We start from the raw sequence: 21,965 nt of genomic DNA, 5'->3' as shown, positions 1-21,965 counted from the left end.
CTTATTTTTACTAAATTAATAGAATAAAATGGAAATACACTTTACATATATGTTGAAATAGTGTAGATTTACTTTACAATGAAAATGTAAAGTAAGGTGGGATAAACAATGTTTAATGAGAAATCTATTGCTGAAACAGCATTTCATCAAGATTTTAGTCCGATTTTATTGGGTCATACAAAGCTTGCCATACTTCACGGCTACATGCTTGCAGGGAAGTGTGTAGACGATAATGATTTTCTAAAAGCTTTCGTTGGTAAACGGAATAGATCCCAGTTGGAAAACACTGCAGTTGAGTTTGCTATAAAAAATAGGGCTGAACGTTTTGGTTTGGAAATAACTGTGGAGGATTCGGATAACTCCCGTGGCACATTTCCTCATTACAAATTCTCAGTAGGGAAAGCGATATTCACAGTAAGTAGAACTCAAGTTTACGATGCGCTCCCTAGAGAAGCTGGATTTAGAAGTATAAATAGCGGTCTGAATTCACAGATGGAAATGATCAATAAGGATGGGTACTTTGCCTTACCCGAGAATTTTTCTGAGGTTGATCGCTATTATGGAATACTTACCTTTGGGGGTAGGGCGAGTGTAGACTTTATGCATCTTGGCATTCCGAATAGTGACATTGACCGCTGGTTGTATCAATGTAATATTGCTAGTGCTATATCACCAGTAGAAAAACAAGTGGCTGCAAGTGAATTGATTCAAGAAGGTGTGGTTGCTGCAGTAAAAGATGAATTTATAAAAAGACAGGAAGTGTCAGGAAGTGAATAAAAAGATTGGTTTTGGAACTTCATCAAGGCAACCACACATCCAGCAGCAATTTGTTCCAAACCGTCTACGCCAAGTCAGATTAGCATTGGGGCTCTCAACTATAGAATTTTCGGATGCAATTGGTGTGTCAAGACAGGCATTAAATCAATTTGAAACTAACAGAACAACTCCAGGTTATGACACTATGTTAGAGATCGAGTCTGTGACAGGCTTTCCAACGAGTTACTTCTACAAACCCTTACCTGAATCAAATGAAGGGCCTTTTCTGTTTAGATCAAATGTTACTTCATTAAAGAAGGCAAAGGAAATGTCAAAATTCTTGATGCAACAAATGCAAGATACTTATGATTACTTCAGTAACTATATTGATTTTGCAAAAGTAAATATCCCATCTGTGGATTTCGATGTGAATAGTTCCATTGAAGATATAGAAGATGTTGCTGTAGATTTAAGAAAGTATTGGGGGCTAGGTCTTGGTCCTATAAGTCATGTGTATAGGTTGTTGGAGAACAACGGGGTTATGATTGCCCAATTAAATAAAAGAATAGACAAAATTGACGCATTTTCTCAATGGAGGAATGGCAGACCGTTTGTTATTTCCGGTGCTAAAGAATTTTCAAGTAGCAGATTACGACTAAATGCTATGCATGAGTTTGGTCATCTTTTACTACACACAGATGTTGAGCTTGAGGAAAGAGCAAACAAGGATAAGGAATTTTATGATCGAATTGAATCACAAGCATATAGACTCGCAATAGCATTCTTATTGCCAAGAGAGTCTTTCCTGGATGAGATGTATTCCACTTCTCTAACTCATCTTATTGAATTGAAACAAAGATGGAAGGTTTCGATAGCGGCAATGATTCGAAGATGTAAAGACTTGGAGGTCATTACCGAATCCAGATATGAGACATTGATGAGACAAGTGAAGAAATATGGTAAGAATGAGCCCTTAGATGACGTGATGGAGAAAGAAATGCCTGTAGCATTTAGTCAAGCTGCTAAATTAATCATTTCACATGGGGTAAAGTCCAGCCAAGAAATTGCTAACGATCTAAGAATCCCTGAAGAAATGGCGGAAACTCTTACTGGAGTAGAGGAAGGTTTCTTTAGCGAAAAAGTATTAAACAGTAACGTAGTTGAAATGAAGTTTAGAGGTGCAAAACGCTCCAATATTTGATAAGCTGAAAAGCCCAACGGCATAAGTCGATGGGCTTTTCAGCTTACTTACTTACTTAATTTGTACAAGCAATACTGGTTCAACGAAACACTCTCCGCTGCTGCGCGTTCCACCAATTGCCGGTGCAGGCTCTTTGGAACCCTCAAGTTGAATTTACCACTGTACTCATCTTCTCCGATCGGCTCAGGAATGACGTCACCATATTCCAGCTTCACTTCCAGGTATCCTTCCATGGCTTCCCGAACACTCTCGTATGCTTCAGCAAAGGTATCTCCGTTGCTTTGGCACCCATCTAATTCCGCAACAGTTGCGAAGAAATAATCACCGCTCTCGTCTTTAACGGGTCTGATTTGTATCGTATACGGGAGGGCCATGTAGTACGCTAAATCCTTCTTTTGGCTATGATTTGCCATTAATAATCGGCTAGGATATGATGAGAATTAAGGAAAGGGGAGGTGCTACTCCCCGATCCGGTCCAGTACGTCTTTGACGTATGCCGCCTTTAGTGGTTGTTCCTTTTTGATGGTTATCAAGTCTCCTGCTTGATTCCGGAAATGGAAGTGCGAGCCGTTGCTTCTCACTAATCCATAGCCGTGATGCCGGAGTACCTTGGCAACTTCATCATATTGGATTCCACTGGGGCGGTCTTTCATTTTTCGGACCAATTTTTCTATCCTAGCCATGTCTCACCTCCTGTTTATATAGTACCATATATAGTACTAAAAAACAAGAAGGCTATGATTTATATTTGGAGCAATCCAGTTCTATTTTATTTTTTAGCAGATGTGTTCCTTCTATTATAAAGGGGCAGTCATGGGGCAGTTGATTGTGTATTCAACGTTTGTACATGCTGCTCATGACTGCCAATAAGGTTTAAAAGCGAGAGTTTATCTATCTTTTGACTATGTTGGATTAGCTCAGAATAGGGTGAGAATCAGCCTTCCAAGCTAATAGCGTGGGTTCGATTCCCATCACCCGCTTCCGAGTAACATACAGAAAAGCCTTTGCTTATAGCAAGGGCTTTTTTTTGCGTTAAAAAGAATAAGTGGATTCCTTTTAAAATAGAGTCAATTGTCATTTGATTAAGGATAGAATCTTTGTTTTAATAAATAGAACAATTCGTATCTGATTTACCGTGTTTATTTATAAAGGAGGACAAACAGTAATGAAAAGAGCTCTGGTCATTGGTGGAAACGGAACGCTAGGTAAAGCTGTTGTTGCGAAACTGAGAGATTATTCCGTTGAGGTTATTACAGCAGGTAGACAATCCGGGGATGTTCAGGTGGATATGACTTCGACAGAGAGTATTACTACCCTCTTTGAAACGGTGAGAAATATTGATTACGTCATTGTGGCGGCAGGTCAGACCCATTATGCGAAACTCGAAGAACTTACACCTGAGAACAATATGATTAGTGTGCAGGGTAAACTGCTTGGACAGGTTAATATCGTGTTGATTGGTCAGCACTATATTAATGACAAAGGGAGTTTCACGTTGGTCAGTGGCATAATACAAGACCACCCTATTGAGAAAGGCGCATCAAGTGCTATGGTCAATGGGGCCATTGATGCGTTTGCCAAAGCGGCAGCGTTTGAGTTGCCACGAGGCATTCGTTTGAACTCAGTTAGTCCCAACTTATTTGTAGAGTCGGCGGAGAAATATAAGGATTTCTTTATTGGATTTAATCCTGTACCTGTAGAGAAAGTGGCTAATACGTTTATCCAGAGTGCACTTGGGATCGAAACAGCCCAAAACTTTAAAATATATTAAAAGCCTGATGTGAATGAAGAATTACTGGAATGAAGAACTGCTGGATGAGACCATTTGGAATATTAAATATAAAGGAGATCCACCGAAAATCCGGTGAATCTCCTTTTGTTTGTTGTGGAAGAAACAGAGGTATGTTTACTATTGTGAAGCAGGTAGTCCAAGAACTTCGAGCATTTCATTACGTTTGAGCGATTCGGCAATGGGGCCATCAATGAGCCATTTCTTAGCATTGAGGACATAGACATGATCATTTTGAACAGCGGGTAGGCTTTTCCATACTTGGAGTTGCTGGATTTCGTTGAGTTCATCTTTTGTTTTTTGCAAAGCTTCAGCTGATCCATCTGAGCTAATGGACACAATGAACAGATAGTCTGCTTTGATTTCAGGCAAAAGCTCAACCGAGATACTGGCATTCATCCGATCTGGATTCTCAGCCTCGAGTTTGGTAACGAGAGCATCGGGAGTGAATCCAATTTCATAGCCCGCTCCTACATAACTAGAAGCTGGGAATGGCGTAGATGGAATGGACGAGAAGAACAAACGCATATCTTTCTCTTCCAGGCGCAGGAATGCAGCTGTTGGTTTGGTCTTGGTGATATCGGCTGCGAGTTTCTGAGCTTCAGTTACCTGATCTTTATTTTTTTGTAAAAGCTGTTCAGCCCGCTCTTCAATATCCAATGCAGTAGCTACCTGTACGATAGATTCCTGCCAATTACGGCGATCATAAGTGATCGTAGGCGCGATTTTCTCAAGTTGTTCGAGAATTTTGGCATCCAAACTGGCATTGGCAATAATAAGGTCCGGATTTGCGCTGACTACAGCTTCAAAATTGACACTTTCATTAATGGGTTCGACAGCCACGCCTTGGGCTTCAAGTTGCTCATTGAGGTAATCTTGCCGGCCAATAGGTGTAGCAAGTACCAGTGGTACCTCCAAGGAGAGGAGAATGTCCTCCATATTAATGGACACAATCCGTTCGGGATGTGCCGGGATTTCTTTGCTGCCACTGGCGCTCTCCACGGTTTTAGTAGTTGATTCAGTGGATGAGTCCCCATCTGTCCCCGCAGCTGATTTCACGCCATCCGTAGATTGCTGCGAAGTGCTTTCAGGTGTCTGCCCACACGCAACAAGTAACATGGCGAGTATGAACAGGATCCCCGTTATTTTGACATAATGCTGTTTGTACATCATAATCCCCCTGTGTTTCTAATGATATTGATTCTCAGTACACTTTATATTGTAGCGGTCTCATGTTGGGGGAGACATAGCCTTCTGTGCTATCCGGTCATGGATTAATGTGCTGAGTACCACCAAAAAGTTTCAGGGTTTCATCGATGATCTGATCATGGGCATATGGTGAATAATCCAACCAAGGCATTTCATCTAGCAGATATACATGCTGGTTCTGCACGGGTATCAATTGTTGCCATAGCTGAGTATGTTGTAGTTTATGCCAACGTTGCTGGGATTCTAAGTCCTGGTCCACAATCAGTAACATGCGATCTCCAACCATTTGAGGCAACTCCTGTTCATCCAATGCACGATAGACTTGCCCTGGAAGCAGATCGTGTGAAGGGGACACGCCCAGGTCGTTATATAGAACAGCGCCCCCATTGCGTCGCCCGTAGATTAACAGATGACCCATCATGATATGAATGATGGAGACCGTATCCTTTCCGATGAAATAAGTAAGCTGCTCTTTAGCATGGATTACCTTGTCATCATACTGCTCCAACCACTGCTGAGCATCCTGTTGCTGTCCCACAATGGAGGCAACTTGTACGAAGTGTTCCCGCCAGCTCAATCCTTTCCATGGGATAACGATGGTAGGAGCAATTCGCTGCAGCGTTCTTTTTAACGTATGGGCTTCGTACTCATTACAGATTATGAGATCCGGGCTCGCTTGCATCAACAACTCAACGTTGGTTTGCCAGATATGAGGATTCATGCGTTTGCTACGTCCCAGATGATAAGGGATATTGGAGAAAAACAGATTCCTGTGTTGATCCCGTCGGTTATCGATCAATGCCGCATGGGGGATGATCTGTAATGCCAGCAGATGGCCAGTGGTTCCGAAGGAGAGAGCAGCAATTTTACTGCGTTTCTGCCGTTGATAGGTAGAGGGAGACACGCCAACATATTTTTTGAATTTGCGACTAAAGTAAAACTCGTCCTGAAAACCAACCTGTGAGGCGATGTGTTTGATGGTTTGGCCGGGGACGAGCAGCATCTCTTTGGCCCTGTCCATGCGGATGTTATTCACGTACTCCATGGGACTGATGCCAGTACGGTTTTTGAATACCCGTGAATAGTGCCATACACTCATGCCTGCCACACCGGCAAGAACTTCACGAGAAAGATGCTCAGCATATCCAAGCTCAATAAGTTCAAGCGTTTGATCCAAAGCAGAGGTGTGTTCGGAATCTCCTATTGCACTTTCTTTGGGAGGAGCATACACATGGGTCAACAATTCATGCATCAAAGTCTGAATACGAAATGGACGATTTTCTTGAGGTACAGAGATGCATTCATGGAGCTGTGAGGCAATTCTGGTACATTCCTGAAAAAGTTCATGCGGTAATTCATCGGCATAAGACGAACGAAGTAACCCTTTTTGGTAAATCTCCATTACAGTAGATCCAGAAGTGGTTTTGTTCATATCTGAAATGGGCTTTAACAGATCAAAATATATCGCGATGCCCTGTAAAGGATGAACCTCATCCGGTGTATATTCTATTGCTGTTCCTGGCAGGATCAGATACATTTTGCCGATTGTGGCATGATTCAGCCTATGCCCAATACGAATATCGGCCTCACCGCCAGTACAGATGAGCAAAAGATGTGAGTCAGCTAATACGAATGGGGGAAGAAAAGACGTTTGATTGAGAACTTCGGATGTTTTGAATCTTGCATATAGGTCACGGGTATGATCACCGTTAGATATCAGTGGAAAGACTTGCAAAGTCACCAGAATCCCTCCTTAACTTACGATAGTAACATTATATATGATGTATTTGAGAATCATTATCAATTATCGCATATTGTCATACAAATAAGAAGTCCATATGATAATATGAAAATGATATACAGAAGAAAAAGCGAAGGGGGGTATATAGAATGTGGTTTATACTTGGTTTTATTATCTTAGTTTCGATATTTGGTATTCGAACGACGAGTCGATCCAATAAACTAAAACAGCAGTTCGGATCAAGGTTACATGCAGTAGGGATTCATCAGTCAGGGCTTCCACAAGTTGCGGAAGGCAGGCGGGTGGATGTGCTGATAGGTAATGGGAACTTATATATTCAAAGTGGTCAGCAAACGTTTGAACTCTCATTAAGAAAAATCGGGAGTGCAGGATATCCAAAAAGAACAGGTAGCTCAAATTCGAGAAATTATCTCGTAATACACTACGAGATGAATGGTAGGGTACGTCCGATAGTATTAAGATTTATGAAGCCTGCGCACGCTAAAGCATTTCTATGGGAAATCGAGGGTCAGCTATTCGCGCGAAACTCAAGTGATGGAATTATAAGACTTTAGAAACTATGATCATTGAACCGCGTAATTCTCCACTATAAATTGAATTGATATAGGTTACCGAGTTGTAGAATAGCCAATACATAGTGCCCATCATCCAAACTGTTGAGCGAATAACCAGTAAAATCTCAACCGATGTTAATCGTAGAATTACTTAAATAACAGATCATTTAATTCACTACGCAAAAATGACAAGCCCTCTCCTACGATGTCCGCAGGAAGAGGAACTTGTCTTTTTTGTTAGAGCTAGCGATTAGTATCTTTCCAGAATCGTCTGTGTTTTCAAGCCATCAGCCGGAATCAGCCAGTTGTTGTTCTCCAGCAATTGCAGCAGTTGGGTACGCAGTCCGGATACGGCTACAGCATCATCGGTTTTGAAAGAGATCTCTACGATATTCTCAATACCTGTACCTGCAGCATTGCGGATCGGCCATACTTCGAGTGTAAGCTCTTGACCATTCCATGTACCTTCATATCGTTGGAAACTTATCGGACCATATGCACGGGATTGAGTCAGTTGCTGCTTGCCCCAGTTGGAGGAAGTCCAGTTTTTCAATTTGCCCGGAAGCTTATCCAGCAACATGTTTAAGGCTTCTTGCTCTGAAGGAAGTTGAACACCTGTTGCTTTGGTATCGACTTTTTTGGTGTTGGAGAAGCTCAATGTTTGTTTGCCATATCCCCAATCGATTTCAGCCTCGTAGTTATCATCCGATTTATCGAAACCCTCTTGATTAGCCAGAGTCAGCGCTGCGTTGATGTCGCCATTGATTACAGGGTAGCGTTTTTTATAAGTCAATTCGTAGTTATTCTTGTCATCCTTTTTGCGAAAACGAACGTTCCATCCTTGTTGATCCAATCCGAGAGCATTGGTGTCGAAGTACTCTACGTTAATGTTTCTTGGCGTGGAACTCAGGCCGAGTGTCTGAATCACTTCACTGCGTGGTGTCCCATCTGTATTTAATACAAGTTCCGGCTTGGCCAGAAACTTCACTTCATAAGCAGGAACGGCATTGGCAGCAGCTGAAGCCTGGGGTGCTCCCAGAAATGTCATTCCACTTCCCAATGTTACGATGCTCAGCATCAATGAGGCTGTTACCTTTTTCCACTTTTTCAAAACCAATCACTCTCCTAATCTGGATTAACGTACAGATCCCACTTTATCGCCCGAGTATCTGAAAGCGATTAAAGGGAAGCGCACATTGCGTTAACCCTGCATAGATTTGATGAATGGCAAACGATAGTTTATAGCGGATCAAGGCAATCAGCCATGGAAAATGGGGAAGCCGTGACTCACCTCTCGCAGCACTTCTTTGAAGCGGTTTACCTGAACTGAAGGGTGGCGGTCCTTGTTATGTACGGTGTATATATGGCGTGGTGCCTGCTCTCCGGGAATGGGAAGAACTTGAATGAGCCCGTGCTGTTCCTCCCACTGTACCGCCATCCGAGACATGAATGAGACATGCCCCCCGATTAACACGAGCTGTTTGATCGCTTCCAGGGAATCCATCTCCACCGTACTCCGCAAACGAATGTCATGTTGCGCAAGCCATTGATTGGTTAACCGACGAGTACTGGACTCATTGCCGTGTAAGGCAAAAGGAATCTGCGCGATATGATCAGGGGTTAATGCATCCTTCTGGGCCAACCCATGTTGCGGAGAACAGATCAATACCAGGTCGTCTTCACACAACGTCTCAGCTTGTAGTGCGGGTCCAACAAATGGCTCGGAAGAGATCACCCCCAGATCAATCTGATGCCGAATCAGCATCTCGCGAATGACAGGTGAAGGTTTGACGGATAAGACGATACGAATGCCCGGGAATTCTTGAGAAAAGGTATTGAGCATGGCAGGCAGCAGATATGTAGCTGGTACATAGCTTGCCCCAATGTGCAGGGTGCCCCGATAGAGGCTGTCATACTCCTTCACTACCCGCCTTGCCTCTTGGGTCAAAGCATTGATTTTGACAGAATAGTGGAGCAGGGCTTGTCCGGCCTCGGTTAAAAAAGTCTTTCCACTGCGCGATTCGAATAATCGCACACCCATCTCTTCCTCCAATGACTTCATATGAAATGTAACGGTCGGTTGTTTGATTCCCAGTAACTCGGCCACGCTTGTCATGTGATGATGCTTGTCGATCAGCTCAACAATTTGCAATTTGATCAGATTCAATGTCCCGACACTCCTCTCACTTCTACTATATAAATTGAACTAAAGATTTACACAGACACTACGATGACAGAACAACCTTCCAATCGCTGTTATCCCCAGATTTTTTTGATTCCCTTTCTCAAAGGGAAAATCCGGTGATAAAGGCGAACGCTCCGCTTTTTCAGGTTTTTTCTGTCCTCTCCGTTATCGTGCAAATGATTAGTTCACCTACTATAGATTTAATCTATGAACATCAACAGAATTCATCTAAAAAGTTAATTCCAATTTTACATACAAGACATACAACTCGCGAAAGCGGACGTTAGACTGAGAACAGTGCAAGAGATCAAGTAACAGAAGACAGGCAGGGATGCTTATGAAATTAGAGATGACAGGAATTCAAAAATCATTTAATCAAACACCCGCACTGCTGCCGACAGATCTAACGCTTGAACATGGAAAGTTCACGACCCTGCTCGGCCCATCGGGCTGTGGCAAAACAACACTGCTCCGCATGTTGGCCGGGCTGGAACAGCCGGACGCGGGGGAGATTCGTGCAGATGGTCAGTGTATCTACTCTGCGGCGAAGCGGATTGATATACCAACACACAAGCGTAATCTGGGCATGGTGTTTCAGGATTTTGCATTATGGCCGCATATGACCGTATACGAAAATGTAGCATTTGGCCTGAAGGCCGGAAAACAGAAATCTGATCTGCGGCAAAAGGTGAACGAAGCACTTGGCATGGTTCGCCTGCAAGGCATGGAAGATCGATATCCTCATCAGCTGTCTGGTGGACAGCAGCAACGGGTTGCTTTTGCCAGAGCCGTAGCGGTTAGACCTGGTGTGATCCTGTTCGATGAGCCACTGAGTGCACTGGATGCTGTACTCCGGGAAGAGATGCGGATTGAGATGATGTCGCTGGTTCGGGACATGGGGCTGACTGCGCTGTACGTCACACATGATCAGATTGAAGCGATGTCGATGTCGGATGAGATTGTGGTGATGCAGAAGGGTCGGATATTGCAAAAGGGAAGTCCGGAAACGATATATTCGGCGCCGAGTGATCCATATGTCGCTTCGTTTATCGGAAAGTCCAACTGGCTCACGCCTAATCAATCGATGGTGCGTCCAGAGCATGTCACTTGGAACAAAACAGGTCATGATGATCTGTGTTATCCAGGGACGGTACTTAGTGTCAGCTATGTAGGTGAGCGTTATGAAGTACGGGTGCAGATGGAAGGGCTGGGCGTATGGACAGCCTATATGAACCAAAGAGTGCGTGTGGGAGAGCGGGTTCAGCTTCATGTAGCCCCCGAGCGGATATGCCGAATGGACGGTTATGACCACCCGAGTATGAAGCAGAACGAAGCGATCGCAGTGGCATATTAAATTGTTGAACAAGCACGCAGTTGGAAGCAGGAGTACACATTTTATAAGAAACCAGGGGAGATGGACGAATATGTTGAATATGAAAACACGGAAAAAGAGCGCAATGCTGTTATTAACAGCGATCATGAGTATCAGTTTGTTCGGATGTAGTACAGGGAACACAACCACAGGCAATGCGGCACAACCCGCGGGTGAAGGAAACACAGCAGCAGCGGCGGAAACAACGAAACCGGCTGGAGGCAAGCTGGTACTGTACAGTGCTGGCCCACAGAAGCTGGCGGATAACATCGTGAGTGGATTTACGGACAAAACGGGGATTGAAGTCGAGATGTTCCAGGGAACGACAGGCAAAATTCTGGCTCGTATGGAAGCAGAGAAGTCCAATCCGGTTGCAGACGTTGTGATTCTAGCCTCGCTGCCTTCAGCACAGGCTTTGAAAGCAGACGGACTGACCATGCCTTACCCTGAAGCAGCCAATGCAGACAAGCTGAACAAGGATTGGTCGGATGCAGAGGGCAACTATTTCAGCAGCAGTGCTTCCGCACTGGGTATCGTGTATAACACCAAACTGGTATCTACACCACCAACAAGTTGGGCAGAGCTGGCTACGCCTGCGTGGAAAGATGCAGTGAACATTCCCGACCCAACATTATCAGGTTCAGCACTCGACTTCATCACAGGATACCTGAGTGCGAATGGTGAAAAAGGTTGGGATCTGCTGAGTGCCTACAAAGCCAATGGTGTAGCGATGGCAGGTGCCAATCAGGAAGCATTGGATCCGGTCATTACGGGTGCCAAAAGCATCGTAGCGGCAGGTGTGGACTACATGGCGTATTCCTCCAAAGCAAAAGGTGAACCACTGGATATCGTTTATCCTGAGGAAGGCACGGTAATCAGCCCAAGGCCGGCAGCGATTCTGAAATCCAGTCCAAATGTAGAGAATGCCAAAGCGTTCATTGACTATCTATTGTCCGACGAAGCACAGAAGCTTGTTGCAGATGCTTATCTGATCCCAGGCCGCGAAGACATTGAAGCGACTAACCGTGCCAATGTGAAGGATATTCCACAACTTAAAGTGGATTGGAACTGGATGAGCGAACATGGCGAAGAGACAGCGGCGCGTTTTTCCGAGACTTTTAAGTAAGTACTTTTGCATATGCAAAATACCCAAAGAAGAACAAGTATAGAGACACAATTAGGCAAAAGGAATACCTGCTGTCTGTGGAAAGTCATGTGAGGTGAACGTAGTGAAACCTGTTGGAATGGACAACAACCGAATTTTTCGGAGAGTGGGCGTGATTCTGGCCCTCTTTCTGCTGACCATAAGCATTGGTGTACCGCTCTTGCTGATCTTCTGGCAAAGTGTGTATCCGGATGGACAATGGGACTGGATGGCTCCGATTCGCACGATTACCGGTCATCATCTATCGGGTGTATTGCTGAATTCCGTCTGGCTTGGTATCTGCGTTGTAGCAGTAACCACGCTGCTGGCGCTACCGCTGGCTTGGATGATGGCGAAGACTCGGATGGGCGAACATCGCTGGGTGGATGTAATCCTGATGATTCCGTTCATGACCCCGCCGTATATCGGATCGATGGGCTGGATTCTGTTTATGCAAAAAGGGGGATATCTCCAGCAATGGGTGCCCTCATCTGCGGGCTGGAGTGAGCTGTTCTTCAGCTTCTGGGGCATGGTGCTCATCATGAGCTTGCACCTGTTCCCATTCCTGTATCTGCTGCTTCGAGATGCGTTGATCCGCATCGGTGGCAATCTGGAAGAAGCAGGAGCTGTGCACGGTGCACGTGCAGGATACCGTTTCAGACGTATTATTTTACCCCTGTTGTTGTCGTCTTACGGCATGGGGATCATGCTGGTCTTTGTCAAAACGATTGCGGAATTCGGAACACCGGCAACCTTCGGGCGCAAGATTGGCTACTATGTTATGACCTCCGAAATTCATAAGTACATCTCCAGTTGGCCGATTGACTTCGGCAAGGCGACTTCACTGGCATCGGTGCTGCTGTCCGTCTGTCTGGTGATGTGGTATATGCAGTCTGCCATGAGCCGGAAGTTCACGTATCGTCTGGTTGGTGGCAAAGGGCAACGTTCGAAGCGATATTCTCTTCGTGGCGGGGCTGGATGGTTATGCGGGGCGTATCTTGCAATCCTGTTGATCCTGTCGGTAGGTATTCCGTATTTCTCCATCATCGCCGCTTCGACCATGAAGTTACGGGGATCGGGAATTGCTTTTGATAATCTCACCTTGGATCATTACAAGGAGCTGTTATCTTGGGGATCGGTGAGTATGAAGGCCATCGGGAACAGTCTGGGATTATCCCTCGCGGCTTCAACCGTTGCTGTTATTATCGGTACGGGTTTTGCTCTCGCGATTGGCAGATCGTCTTCATTCATGCAGCGTGTGATTGACTTGTTCAGTCTGTTGCCTAATACGGTGCCGGGCATCGTGATGGTCGTGGGTCTGATTCTCTTCTGGAACTCACCCTGGATGCCAGTCACGTTGTATAACACCTACGGCATGGTTGTGCTCACGTACGTTGTTCTCTTCTTGCCTTACACCGTGCAGTATGTAAAATCGAGCTTTACCCAGATTGACGGAACGTTGTTCCAGGCTGGGCAAGTGTTTGGCGGGAAACCGCTGTATATTCTGCGGCGAATCCTGATCCCGCTGATCCTACCCGGCATGCTGGCCGGATGGATGATGACCTTTACGATTGCTACCCGGGAGTTGGTAGGTTCGTTATTGATTCTTCCGCCGTCGATGCAGACGTCCGCTACGTATATTTTTGCCCAGTTTGAACAAGGTCAGGTATCCCTCGGCATGGCGATGGCCGTCGTGACAGTAGGTATGACGGTGTTCATGCTGCTTGGAATCGAAATGCTGAATTCAAAGAGAAAGTGGAATGCATCATGATCAAACTGAACGTATGGGGCGGTGCAGGGGAACATGGACGTTCCGCCTATCTCCTGAGCGGGAGCCGGTTTCGCCTTTTGCTGGATTGTGGTGTGAAAAAAGAAGGCAAAGGCCAGTATCCGCTGATCGATCCGGAGATTGTCCCACAACTGGACGCGGTCCTCTTGTCCCACGCCCATGAGGATCATTCGGTCGCCATCCCTTTGCTGTATAAGATGGGCTACCAGGGTGAAGTGTGGACGACGAGAGAGACGAGGGCGCAGCTGCGTACGTATTTTGCCAACTGGCGTAGGTTTGTAGAGCGTATAGGCGAAGAACTTCCTTATGATGAAGTAGATGAGCAGGCTATTCGTTATCGGTATCTGGAAGATGAGGTTGTATCCCAAACCTGGTTTGAACCTTTTCCAGAAGTAAAAGTGATGTGGGGCCGGAGTGGACATCTGGCTGGATCGGTGTGGTTTGGGGTTGAAATGGAAGGTAAGCGGATTTTCTATTCCGGGGACTACACGTCCGAATCGCTGCTTTTACAGGAGGATTGTCCAGCGGAGGCGTTCTGGCAGACAAACATGCTTCGTGAGAATCCTGTGTTCGATGCTCCGAGCAGCGAACGGTGGGGTACAGAGGAACTAATCGCCATAAACAGTGGGCAAAAGGCTGGAGAATTCATAACGTCACAAGATCATACATCTGTTGCATCAGAGGCATCGTCAAGAACACTTGTATCCATGGAGATACCCATGAAGCAGAGAAATTTCACATCCAACGGAGCAGATGGAGCAGACAGAGCAGACAGAGCAAACGTAGCAGACGCTGCGCCAATATCTTCCGTCGGGCTAGTGGATCTGGCGATCGTTGATGCGGCCTACGGTACGGACCAGGATACACAGGCCGACAAACTGGAACAGCTTGAACGAGCCATTCGCCAGACGATTGCTCAAGGCGGAAAGGTGCTCTTACCCATGCCTGTCGTAGGTCGTGGACAGGAGATCATACTGTGGGCACAGCAACAATTCCCGGCTATCCCAATCGTAGTAGAACACGGGCTGGTAGACGGCATGAAGCAGCTTATGCATGTTCCGTATTGGTTGAGGGAGAAGGGAGAGCATGTCATCGGAAGTTCGTTGAAAGACAAAATTGATGGCTTTCTGACTGGACGAGGATGGGATCTGCCTACAACCACCCAAGAGCGGGAACAGCTGTTGGAACATCATGCTGCTTCGCTATGGTTCATTCCGGACGGCATGATGCAGTCCTCACTTGCTCGTTGGTATTATAGTCAATTATCGGACAGGGAGGAGAATCTGATTCTGCTCACCGGGCATGTTGCTCATGGTACATTTGGTGATAAGCTGCTGCAGGTTCCTGACAAGTATGGAGTGTGTGAGGTGCGGAAAATACGTTATAAAGTGCATCAGGGCTGGAAGGATGTTGAACGGATGCTGCACCTGATTCCAGCAAAGCATACGGTCCTTGTGCATGCTGACCGGGCAGAGACGGACCGATTAAAAGAAGGTTTGCTCAGAAATAGCCCGTTACCGGGAACAGTTGTACATTCACTGTCTGCTGGTGACGAGCTATATGTGTGAATTGTGCATGAATCAAATTGCTGCGACAGATTGGAACGTCCCTGGGGACGTTCTTTTTCCATTGTTGTGTGATCTTTAGGGTTCGCGATGAATAGGGTGTTCCAGTTCGGCATGACCCATCAAACTATCCACGGCTTCACCATCCACCAGTATATCCAGGCTGTTCACTTCATCAAATTGAAACATCGTTGTTGTTAAAGCTTCCAATGCGAGCAATTCTCCACTGGTACCAAGATTGGCTTCAGCGGGGATATGAACATCCAAAGTCACTGTACCCTCAGCATATTGGATAGAGAGCAATTCAACCTGCTCCCAGAGGGAAACAAGCTCCGAATTGGTGTTCGTTTGCAACGCTGCAAATGTTTTTTCATATTTTTCGGAATCATTTTTGTATTCAATTTCCTGCTCTGTTTTCTCAAGCTCCAGTACCTGAGAATCTGCCAAATATACATCGACGACTTGTATATTCATTGTGCCCAGATCCACCTCCGTTTCGGATGGGTTTGGTGACTGCGCCTGTCCTCCCTGAACAGCAGGTTCATTTGAACCGGATTGGCTCACTGGCTTCTGGGCACATCCAACTCCGATAAGGATCAAGCATGATAATATAAGTGCACAACCTAACTTCTTATTCAAAGAATCACTTCCTTCATTTAATTTATTTGATAATTTATAGGCCCAAATACTCCTTGATTCCATCGGCTATCGCTTGAGCGGCTTTCATCTGAACAACTTCGGACGACATCAGTTCTTCATCGAGTACATTACTCAAGAATCCCACCTCCAAAAGCACTGCAGGCATGGTCGTGTCTCGGATTACTTCCAAGTTGCCATTTTTCACACCACGATCTCTGAGACCCATGGCTTTCACCAAACGTTGATGAATGATAGTAGCTAATTCCTTGCTGTTACTGCGTTGATAATAATATGTCTCTGTACCTGTGGCTTGGGGGGCGGACTTCACACTATTGCCATGGATAGATACAAATACATCTGCATTTAATTGATTGGCAAGCTGAACACGCTCAGGACGGGTCGGATAGGTATCACCTTCACGAGTCATCACCAATTCGATATTAGGTTCATTGAGCAACAGGGCTTGTACTTTGTGAGCCAATGCCAGGTTGTATTCTTTTTCGGGTTTGTTCGTGATGCTGATCGTCCCCGGGTCACTGCCACCGTGTCCTGGATCGATGACCACGACCTTGCGTCCTGAATCGCCTACTGGAGTGACTGGAGCAGGTGTGACATTGTCTCCCGCAACATTCAGATCAATAATCAGTTTGTCGGCAATCACATTTTGGCTGTACTGGACATTCTTCACATTCTTCAATTCCACGACAATGCGAACTTGTGCCGGTTCTCGTTTGAACAGTGAATATCTCACTTCTGTCACATTGGGATAACCGCTCACATCCAACTTGCCATTGAGTCCTTGATCCAGCGGTTGGGAGATATCACCAAAGGTGGCTCCGGGCAAGTCCACAACCAGACGATCAGGGTACTTGAGGGTCGTTACTATCGGCTGAACGGCCCCATCGGTGGATAAAACGAGCTGATTATTAGCAAATTGGATATCGGTAACCTGAGCGGTAGAGCTTGAATCCCCTTTTCCAGGACTATTTCCTGGTTCAATAGCAGGTTCCTTACTGGTGTTTGTTAAGTATACGATCTTATCTTGATTATTCCATCTTACCTTAAGCCCCATTTGTTCACTGACAAATCGAATGGGCACCACCAGCGTTTTATTCAAAATCTGCGGTGCTGTGTTCAAAGTGACTTGTTTGTCAGCAACCATGGCTTGCTTTTGATCGACGGTTAGGGAAATTGTCTGTTGATCTTGCTGAATTTTTACAGTTCGTGCTTGTTGGTTCCAATCAACTTTGAATTTCAAATTTTCGGCAACGACACGAATCGGGATCATCACGTTTTTATTGATAATCGTCACCTGTACATCACTTGGGAGGACTAATTCCTCTCCATCCATAAAGATTTTCGACGAACTTGCAGCGGCATTTCCCTGATTAGGGAACAAAACGAGTAAGAACAGGCTCAGAAACAATAGTAAAATGGTTTTCTTCATTATGCACCTCGACTAGTATTAGATCTATATGACACTTCCAAAATATGCCTACATAGTATAAACGGTAAAAATGTAAAAATGTTTCTCTTCTGATATCTAATTATCAATTGATGGAAGAAAACATGATGTGTGATCGCAAATGGGATGAATATCTCTCTTTTTATTTTCAATGATGTAATTAAATTTCATATAATGTTTGACTTGTGAAATTTAATATCATATACTGGGTGAAATTATGGCAGGATGACGTGTTCATCGGGTCTTGCAGGAGGTTGGAAGTGGATGGATACAGGCAGCTATCCGATGTGGGAGAAGTATCGTTTGAAGCAGGAGCATCTGGTCATCGGACTAATGTCAGGAACGTCACTTGATGGAACTGACGCGGCATTGGTGCGTATTCAAACCGATATGAGCGGGGCATTACAGCAGATCGAGCTGGTTGATTTCGTCTGTGTGCCGTATTCGAATGGATTGAGAGACGTGCTGATCCGGTTATGTTCACCGGGGACAGCTCGTGTCGACGAGCTGACAGCCGCGCATTTTGGTGTATCGGAGTGGTATGCGCATAGCGTTACGGAACTGATGCGGTCTGCCGGTATTTCAACGCAGCAGGTGGATGTGATTAGCATGCATGGACAGACGGTATGGCATGCTCCTGTAGCCTCTGCATTTCCAGGGCCAACGGGAGCCAGTATTGATGTGGTATCGACATTGCAGATCGGTGAATGTGCTGTCGTTCGAGAACGGACAGGGCTGCCAGTGATTGGTAACCTACGAGCAAGGGACATGGCGGCTGGTGGGGAAGGTGCCCCGCTTACGCCTTATGCGGATGCTCTGATGTTCCGCAGCCCGACGGAAGGACGGCTGGTGCAGAATATCGGTGGCATTGGCAATGTGACGGTGCTTCCATCCGAGTCATCTACCGAAGGTATTTCGGCATTTGATACGGGACCGGGGAATATGGTGATGGACGCCATTGTGCGGCAGGCAACGGATGGGCGGCAGCATTATGATCCGAATGGAAGTATTGCCGCACAGGGGAAGGTCGATCAGGGTCTGGTAGAACTGTGTTTGGAGGATGAGTACTTCAAAAGACTTCCGCCGAAAAGTACCGGGCGAGAAGTATATGGAGCCGCATATGCAGTGAGACTCATGGAGATGGCCGCAGCGCGTTCCTTAACGTTTGAAGATACGCTGGCTACTGCCACCTGTCTGACCGCGGAGACCATCGTGCGCGCAGTAAAGGATTTTATCCTGCCCAAGGTGCAGATATCGGCCATGCTAGCGTGCGGTGGTGGTACTTCCAATGCCACGTTGATGGAGATGATCCGTCAGAGACTACCGAAAGATATCCGTTTGGAACGAACAGCAGATTATGGCGTACCTGATGATGCTCGGGAAGCCATTGGATTTGCTCTACTTGGCCATGAGGCACTTATGGGAAGAACCAATACACTCCCGGCAGTAACCGGAGCGAAACACGCCGTAATCTCAGGCAATCTCACACTCTAGTGAGGCCTGACTTTAATTTGAGTTCAGTTATGGAAGGGCGAGGGATTCGATTAGACGCGAGTGGAATTATAAGATAAAATGCTTGTACATGAATGCAGTAGAAAGGAGGAGCGAATGGAAGGCATGAAAGGTGGACTTGTACGTTTACGCGCATTAATGGATGACTTGACCCCGTCCGAACGGAAGATCGGAGCTTATATTCTCGATCACCCGCAAGAAACTGTTCAATCCTCGGTGGCCCAGTTGTCTGAACGGAGTGGAGGCAGCCCAGCTGCCATTATCCGTCTCTGCAAATCACTTGGTGTAACGGGTTTTCAGGAGCTGAAGCTGAAGATTGCCGGAGATTTGCAGACGAGTGAGCCATATCAATATACGGAGATTCGTCCCCAGGACTCCATGGAGAGCATTATTCAGCATGTGTCCGCAAACAATATTCAGTCGGTGAAGGATACGGTTCATATTCTGGACCCACGTCTGGTGGAAAAAGCCGTGGACGTGCTTCATCAGGCGAACCGAATCTTTTTCTATGGAGTAGGGGCCTCCAACCTGATTGCGCTGGATGCACATTACAAGTTCATGCGAATCAATCGTACAAGCTTTTCGTTCGCCGATCCGCATATGCAGATTTCGTCCGCAACGACGCTTCGTGAGGATGATGCGGTGGTATGTATCTCGTATTCAGGGGAGACTTCAAACGTAATCTCCTGTCTCAAGCATGCTCACGATGGCGGTGCAGCGACAATCAGCATTACCAAGTGGGGCAGCAATACACTCAGCAGTATGGCGGATGTGCCTCTGATGATTACTTCCACCGAAAGTGATATTCGGAGCGGAGCCACATCGTCACGGATTGCTCAGTTGAACGTGATCGACATTTTGTATCTGGCGATTGCCAGTCGGGATTACAACCAGTCGGTGGAGTATCTGGAGAAGAGTCGACAGGCTATTCTGGAGCACAAGTGAAGTAGAACCATATGAATCCCTTTCTGATTATGCAGGAGGGGATTTTTTGACGATTATATCCGCTTTTAGTATAAAAAAATCAAAAAAAGAGCCCAGACTAATATCGGGCTCCTCTCTTTCAACCTCTAGAAATATCCCACTGTACGGCTCAGGAAGGCCCCGCAATGGCGCTGCGGACAAATCCGTCAGCCAGATCAAGCCTGTGCTGGGCTTCTGTTGCATCCACGCCTGCCATCAGCATGACGATTGCCGTTTTTACATGACCGTCTGCACCAGTAAAAGCCTCTTCAATATCTGCTTCATTCGCTCCGGTTGCCAGATGGATCATGCGTTTGGCCCGATGGACAAGCTTCTCGTTCGAAGGGTTCAGATCAACCATGAAATTACGGTAAACCTTGCCCAGACGAATCATGGCGGTAGTTGTGAGCATGTTCAAAATCATTTTCTGGGCGCTGCCTGCCTTCATACGTGTTGAACCCATGACAACCTCTGGGCCGACAACGGCCTCAATGCTCACATCAGCCAACAGTGTCATCGGCGTGCCTGCATTATTACTGAGGCTGATCACCGTAGCCCCGATCTCCTTGGCGTGTCTCATCGCACCCAGCACATACGGGGTTCGTCCACTGGCTGCAATGCCAACCACGACATCGTTTTTGTCTAAGCCATGTTCATCAAGGTCCGCAGCTCCCAACTCCTCACTATCTTCAGCACCTTCAACCGGGTCCTTCACTGCCCGGAATCCCCCTGCAATAATACCCTGCACCATGGAAGGCGGGGTTCCGTAGGTAGGCGGGCATTCCGAAGCGTCAAGTATTCCTAATCGTCCACTGGTACCTGCGCCTACATAAAAAAGCCTGCCGCCAGACTGAAACGCCTTCAAGATTCGATCCGCAGCCTGAGCAATGACCGGAATTAGGGGCTGAATGAGCTCCGCAATCCGTTGATCTTCCTTATTAATTAGCTCCATAATTTCTGCCGAAGGCAATTCATCTATATGATCCGTTAGTGGATTGGGTTGTTCTGTTATTAGTGAATTCAGCATGTGATTCATCTGTATGGCCTCCTTCTCTCTTTTAAAATGATTCATTCAGGGAACAGCGTTTTCTTGCCAGTTGTGCTGCGCCAACCGCTGGAGCGGGGGCATCTTCACGATATACAAAGTCCAACTCTCCATAATATCCCGATAACTTCTGAATAAATGTATTTCGGAAAAGTGCAGCGTATCGAAAAAGTGATCCGGACAGGACAACCTGAGTGGATGCAAATTCCCGATGACGGGCAATCAGCGCCTTGGCGGTATCCGCCAATTGGGAGGCTTCGTCGATGACCAGTGCCCGGGCGGCCTCATCTCCGAGTTCAGCTGCTTCTATAGCTAAGGGGGCGATGGATGCGGTCTCGGTTTTGCCCCAATCCGTCTGATAAACTCGCGTCTTTAGCTCCGATATATCTTGAAGGCTCAGATTCTTTAGAAGAAGCGGGGTTAAACGGGTTGGAGGAAGAACACCGTCATAACTCTGCATAACTACTTGGAGTGCACGCTGCCCAATACGATAACCGCTACCCTCATCTCCGAGCAGATGACCCCAGCCTCCTGCACGGTATCGCTCTCCTTCCAGCGTAAATCCGTACACGATGGAACCTGTTCCAGAGATACACAATACACCGTGAGTATGTCCGAGAGAGGCCATCAGAGCAATCTCTCCTTCGGATACAACCCAGACTGGACAACCTTCTGATGCCTGTCGATTACGACTCTTCATATAGTTATTTACTGCTTTGGCTATAAGTTGCCGCTCTTGGATCGCATCTATACCTGACATACCAAGGCATATACCCTCACAATTTGTCGATAAATCACTTATTAGATTAAATAGCTGTTCCAGCACTCGTTGCAGTTCGGAAAGGGCCTGTTCAGTTGATACGCTATGAGGATTCGTGGGACCTCCGCTGAGTCGGGCAAGAATTTCACCAGATTCGGAAATGATTGCTGCATCAGTATTGGTACCGCCTCCATCTACGCCTACATATACTCGCAAAGTGGCTCACCTCGCTTGCTTGGGTTTTCTTTTTACATA

19 protein-coding genes are annotated in these 21,965 nt (G+C 46.3%); 9 read left to right on the top strand and 10 right to left on the bottom strand.

Annotation, left to right across the window (positions count from 1 at the left end; genetic code table 11):
• Nucleotides 1-108 precede the first annotated feature (108 nt).
• Both NSQ38_RS03200 and NSQ38_RS03195 read left to right on the top strand, forming a co-directional pair.
• On the top strand, nt 109-777 hold the full coding sequence (locus tag NSQ38_RS03200; RefSeq protein WP_339787037.1) for a hypothetical protein: 669 nt from the start codon (nt 109-111) through the stop codon (nt 775-777).
• Nucleotides 770-1,957, top strand: coding sequence for an XRE family transcriptional regulator (locus NSQ38_RS03195; RefSeq protein WP_339787035.1), 1,188 nt, complete (start codon nt 770-772; stop codon nt 1,955-1,957). The genes NSQ38_RS03200 and NSQ38_RS03195 overlap by 8 nt, the downstream gene beginning before the upstream one ends.
• A gap of 47 nt (nt 1,958-2,004) precedes the next feature.
• On the opposite strand, the gene NSQ38_RS03190 is transcribed toward NSQ38_RS03195, so the two are convergent.
• Both NSQ38_RS03190 and NSQ38_RS03185 read right to left on the bottom strand, forming a co-directional pair.
• Nucleotides 2,005-2,331 carry a toxin-antitoxin system HicB family antitoxin gene (locus tag NSQ38_RS03190; protein ID WP_339787032.1) on the bottom strand — a complete coding sequence of 109 codons (327 nt, stop codon included), beginning with the start codon at nt 2,329-2,331 and terminating at the stop codon, nt 2,005-2,007.
• An 84-nt stretch (nt 2,332-2,415) separates the two neighbouring features.
• The gene (locus NSQ38_RS03185) at nt 2,416-2,640 is read right to left on the bottom strand and encodes a type II toxin-antitoxin system HicA family toxin (protein ID WP_301880936.1); all 225 of its coding nucleotides are present in this window, start codon (nt 2,638-2,640) and stop codon (nt 2,416-2,418) included.
• Between the two features lie 482 nt (nt 2,641-3,122).
• Here NSQ38_RS03185 and NSQ38_RS03180 point away from each other — a divergent pair, with 482 nt between their 5' ends.
• Complete coding sequence (locus NSQ38_RS03180) at nt 3,123-3,728, top strand: short chain dehydrogenase (RefSeq protein ID WP_133387007.1); 606 nt, start codon at nt 3,123-3,125, stop codon at nt 3,726-3,728.
• 138 nt (nt 3,729-3,866) lie between these two features.
• Here NSQ38_RS03180 and NSQ38_RS03175 read toward each other — a convergent pair whose 3' ends face one another.
• The 4 genes from NSQ38_RS03175 to NSQ38_RS03160 all read right to left on the bottom strand — a co-directional run bounded on the left by NSQ38_RS03175 (nt 3,867) and on the right by NSQ38_RS03160 (nt 9,438).
• Nucleotides 3,867-4,919 (bottom strand): ABC transporter substrate-binding protein, encoded by a 1,053-nt coding sequence (locus tag NSQ38_RS03175; RefSeq protein WP_339787030.1) that lies wholly within the window; start codon nt 4,917-4,919, stop codon nt 3,867-3,869.
• A gap of 94 nt (nt 4,920-5,013) precedes the next feature.
• Entirely contained in the window at nt 5,014-6,696 is a 1,683-nt protein-coding gene (locus tag NSQ38_RS03170) for an AraC family transcriptional regulator (RefSeq protein WP_339787028.1), read from the bottom strand.
• An 825-nt stretch (nt 6,697-7,521) separates the two neighbouring features.
• The gene (locus NSQ38_RS03165; RefSeq protein WP_339787026.1) at nt 7,522-8,382 is read right to left on the bottom strand and encodes a hypothetical protein; all 861 of its coding nucleotides are present in this window, start codon (nt 8,380-8,382) and stop codon (nt 7,522-7,524) included.
• Nucleotides 8,383-8,529: 147 nt separating this feature from the next.
• Nucleotides 8,530-9,438, bottom strand: a complete 909-nt coding sequence (locus NSQ38_RS03160) for a LysR family transcriptional regulator (RefSeq protein ID WP_339787024.1) — start codon at nt 9,436-9,438, stop codon at nt 8,530-8,532.
• A gap of 355 nt (nt 9,439-9,793) precedes the next feature.
• Here NSQ38_RS03160 and NSQ38_RS03155 point away from each other — a divergent pair, with 355 nt between their 5' ends.
• From NSQ38_RS03155 to NSQ38_RS03140, 4 genes are all read left to right on the top strand, one after another.
• On the top strand, nt 9,794-10,810 hold the full coding sequence (locus tag NSQ38_RS03155; RefSeq protein WP_338590139.1) for an ABC transporter ATP-binding protein: 1,017 nt from the start codon (nt 9,794-9,796) through the stop codon (nt 10,808-10,810).
• A gap of 70 nt (nt 10,811-10,880) precedes the next feature.
• Nucleotides 10,881-11,954, top strand: coding sequence for an ABC transporter substrate-binding protein (locus NSQ38_RS03150; RefSeq protein ID WP_339787022.1), 1,074 nt, complete (start codon nt 10,881-10,883; stop codon nt 11,952-11,954).
• 118 nt (nt 11,955-12,072) lie between these two features.
• Nucleotides 12,073-13,743 carry an iron ABC transporter permease gene (locus NSQ38_RS03145; protein ID WP_339790383.1) on the top strand — a complete coding sequence of 557 codons (1,671 nt, stop codon included), beginning with the start codon at nt 12,073-12,075 and terminating at the stop codon, nt 13,741-13,743.
• Entirely contained in the window at nt 13,740-15,329 is a 1,590-nt protein-coding gene (locus NSQ38_RS03140; RefSeq protein WP_339787020.1) for an MBL fold metallo-hydrolase, read from the top strand. The genes NSQ38_RS03145 and NSQ38_RS03140 overlap by 4 nt, the downstream gene beginning before the upstream one ends.
• Before the next feature lie 75 nt (nt 15,330-15,404).
• On the opposite strand, the gene NSQ38_RS03135 is transcribed toward NSQ38_RS03140, so the two are convergent.
• Both NSQ38_RS03135 and NSQ38_RS03130 read right to left on the bottom strand, forming a co-directional pair.
• The gene (locus tag NSQ38_RS03135; RefSeq protein ID WP_339787018.1) at nt 15,405-15,965 is read right to left on the bottom strand and encodes a GerMN domain-containing protein; all 561 of its coding nucleotides are present in this window, start codon (nt 15,963-15,965) and stop codon (nt 15,405-15,407) included.
• Nucleotides 15,966-15,999: 34 nt separating this feature from the next.
• Entirely contained in the window at nt 16,000-17,412 is a 1,413-nt protein-coding gene (locus tag NSQ38_RS03130) for an N-acetylmuramoyl-L-alanine amidase family protein (protein ID WP_339787015.1), read from the bottom strand.
• Nucleotides 17,413-17,694: 282 nt separating this feature from the next.
• On the opposite strand from NSQ38_RS03130, the gene NSQ38_RS03125 reads away from it, so the two are divergent.
• Both NSQ38_RS03125 and NSQ38_RS03120 read left to right on the top strand, forming a co-directional pair.
• The gene (locus NSQ38_RS03125) at nt 17,695-18,924 is read left to right on the top strand and encodes an anhydro-N-acetylmuramic acid kinase (protein WP_339787012.1); all 1,230 of its coding nucleotides are present in this window, start codon (nt 17,695-17,697) and stop codon (nt 18,922-18,924) included.
• 123 nt (nt 18,925-19,047) lie between these two features.
• Nucleotides 19,048-19,887: a MurR/RpiR family transcriptional regulator gene (locus tag NSQ38_RS03120; RefSeq protein ID WP_036616797.1), complete on the top strand. Its 840-nt coding sequence runs from the start codon at nt 19,048-19,050 to the stop codon at nt 19,885-19,887.
• A 148-nt stretch (nt 19,888-20,035) separates the two neighbouring features.
• Here the strand turns inward: NSQ38_RS03120 and murQ are convergent, their stop codons facing one another.
• Both murQ and NSQ38_RS03110 read right to left on the bottom strand, forming a co-directional pair.
• Entirely contained in the window at nt 20,036-20,941 is a 906-nt protein-coding gene (murQ, locus tag NSQ38_RS03115) for an N-acetylmuramic acid 6-phosphate etherase (RefSeq protein ID WP_339787009.1), read from the bottom strand.
• Between the two features lie 22 nt (nt 20,942-20,963).
• Nucleotides 20,964-21,926, bottom strand: coding sequence for a BadF/BadG/BcrA/BcrD ATPase family protein (locus NSQ38_RS03110; RefSeq protein WP_339787006.1), 963 nt, complete (start codon nt 21,924-21,926; stop codon nt 20,964-20,966).
• Nucleotides 21,927-21,965 lie beyond the last annotated feature (39 nt).

Origin of the sequence: Paenibacillus sp. FSL R7-0313, assembly GCF_037969885.1 — a bacterium.
Classification (GTDB): domain Bacteria; phylum Bacillota; class Bacilli; order Paenibacillales; family Paenibacillaceae; genus Paenibacillus.
This window is presented reverse-complemented; position numbering and strand designations above follow the sequence as displayed.

Excerpts from the sequence above, each read along its gene's own strand:
- NSQ38_RS03200 (WP_339787037.1), top strand. The coding sequence starts at position 109 with ATGTTTAATGAGAAATCTATTGCTGAAACAGCATTTCATCAAGATTTT.
- NSQ38_RS03190 (WP_339787032.1), bottom strand. The coding sequence starts at position 2,331 with ATGGCCCTCCCGTATACGATACAAATCAGACCCGTTAAAGACGAGAGC.
- NSQ38_RS03185 (WP_301880936.1), bottom strand. The coding sequence starts at position 2,640 with ATGGCTAGGATAGAAAAATTGGTCCGAAAAATGAAAGACCGCCCCAGT.
- NSQ38_RS03180 (WP_133387007.1), top strand. The coding sequence starts at position 3,123 with ATGAAAAGAGCTCTGGTCATTGGTGGAAACGGAACGCTAGGTAAAGCT.
- NSQ38_RS03175 (WP_339787030.1), bottom strand. The coding sequence starts at position 4,919 with ATGATGTACAAACAGCATTATGTCAAAATAACGGGGATCCTGTTCATA.
- NSQ38_RS03155 (WP_338590139.1), top strand. The coding sequence starts at position 9,794 with ATGAAATTAGAGATGACAGGAATTCAAAAATCATTTAATCAAACACCC.
- NSQ38_RS03150 (WP_339787022.1), top strand. The coding sequence starts at position 10,881 with ATGTTGAATATGAAAACACGGAAAAAGAGCGCAATGCTGTTATTAACA.
- NSQ38_RS03145 (WP_339790383.1), top strand. The coding sequence starts at position 12,073 with ATGGACAACAACCGAATTTTTCGGAGAGTGGGCGTGATTCTGGCCCTC.
- NSQ38_RS03140 (WP_339787020.1), top strand. The coding sequence starts at position 13,740 with ATGATCAAACTGAACGTATGGGGCGGTGCAGGGGAACATGGACGTTCC.
- NSQ38_RS03130 (WP_339787015.1), bottom strand. The coding sequence starts at position 17,412 with ATGAAGAAAACCATTTTACTATTGTTTCTGAGCCTGTTCTTACTCGTT.
- NSQ38_RS03125 (WP_339787012.1), top strand. The coding sequence starts at position 17,695 with ATGGATACAGGCAGCTATCCGATGTGGGAGAAGTATCGTTTGAAGCAG.
- NSQ38_RS03120 (WP_036616797.1), top strand. The coding sequence starts at position 19,048 with ATGAAAGGTGGACTTGTACGTTTACGCGCATTAATGGATGACTTGACC.
- murQ (WP_339787009.1), bottom strand. The coding sequence starts at position 20,941 with ATGAATCACATGCTGAATTCACTAATAACAGAACAACCCAATCCACTA.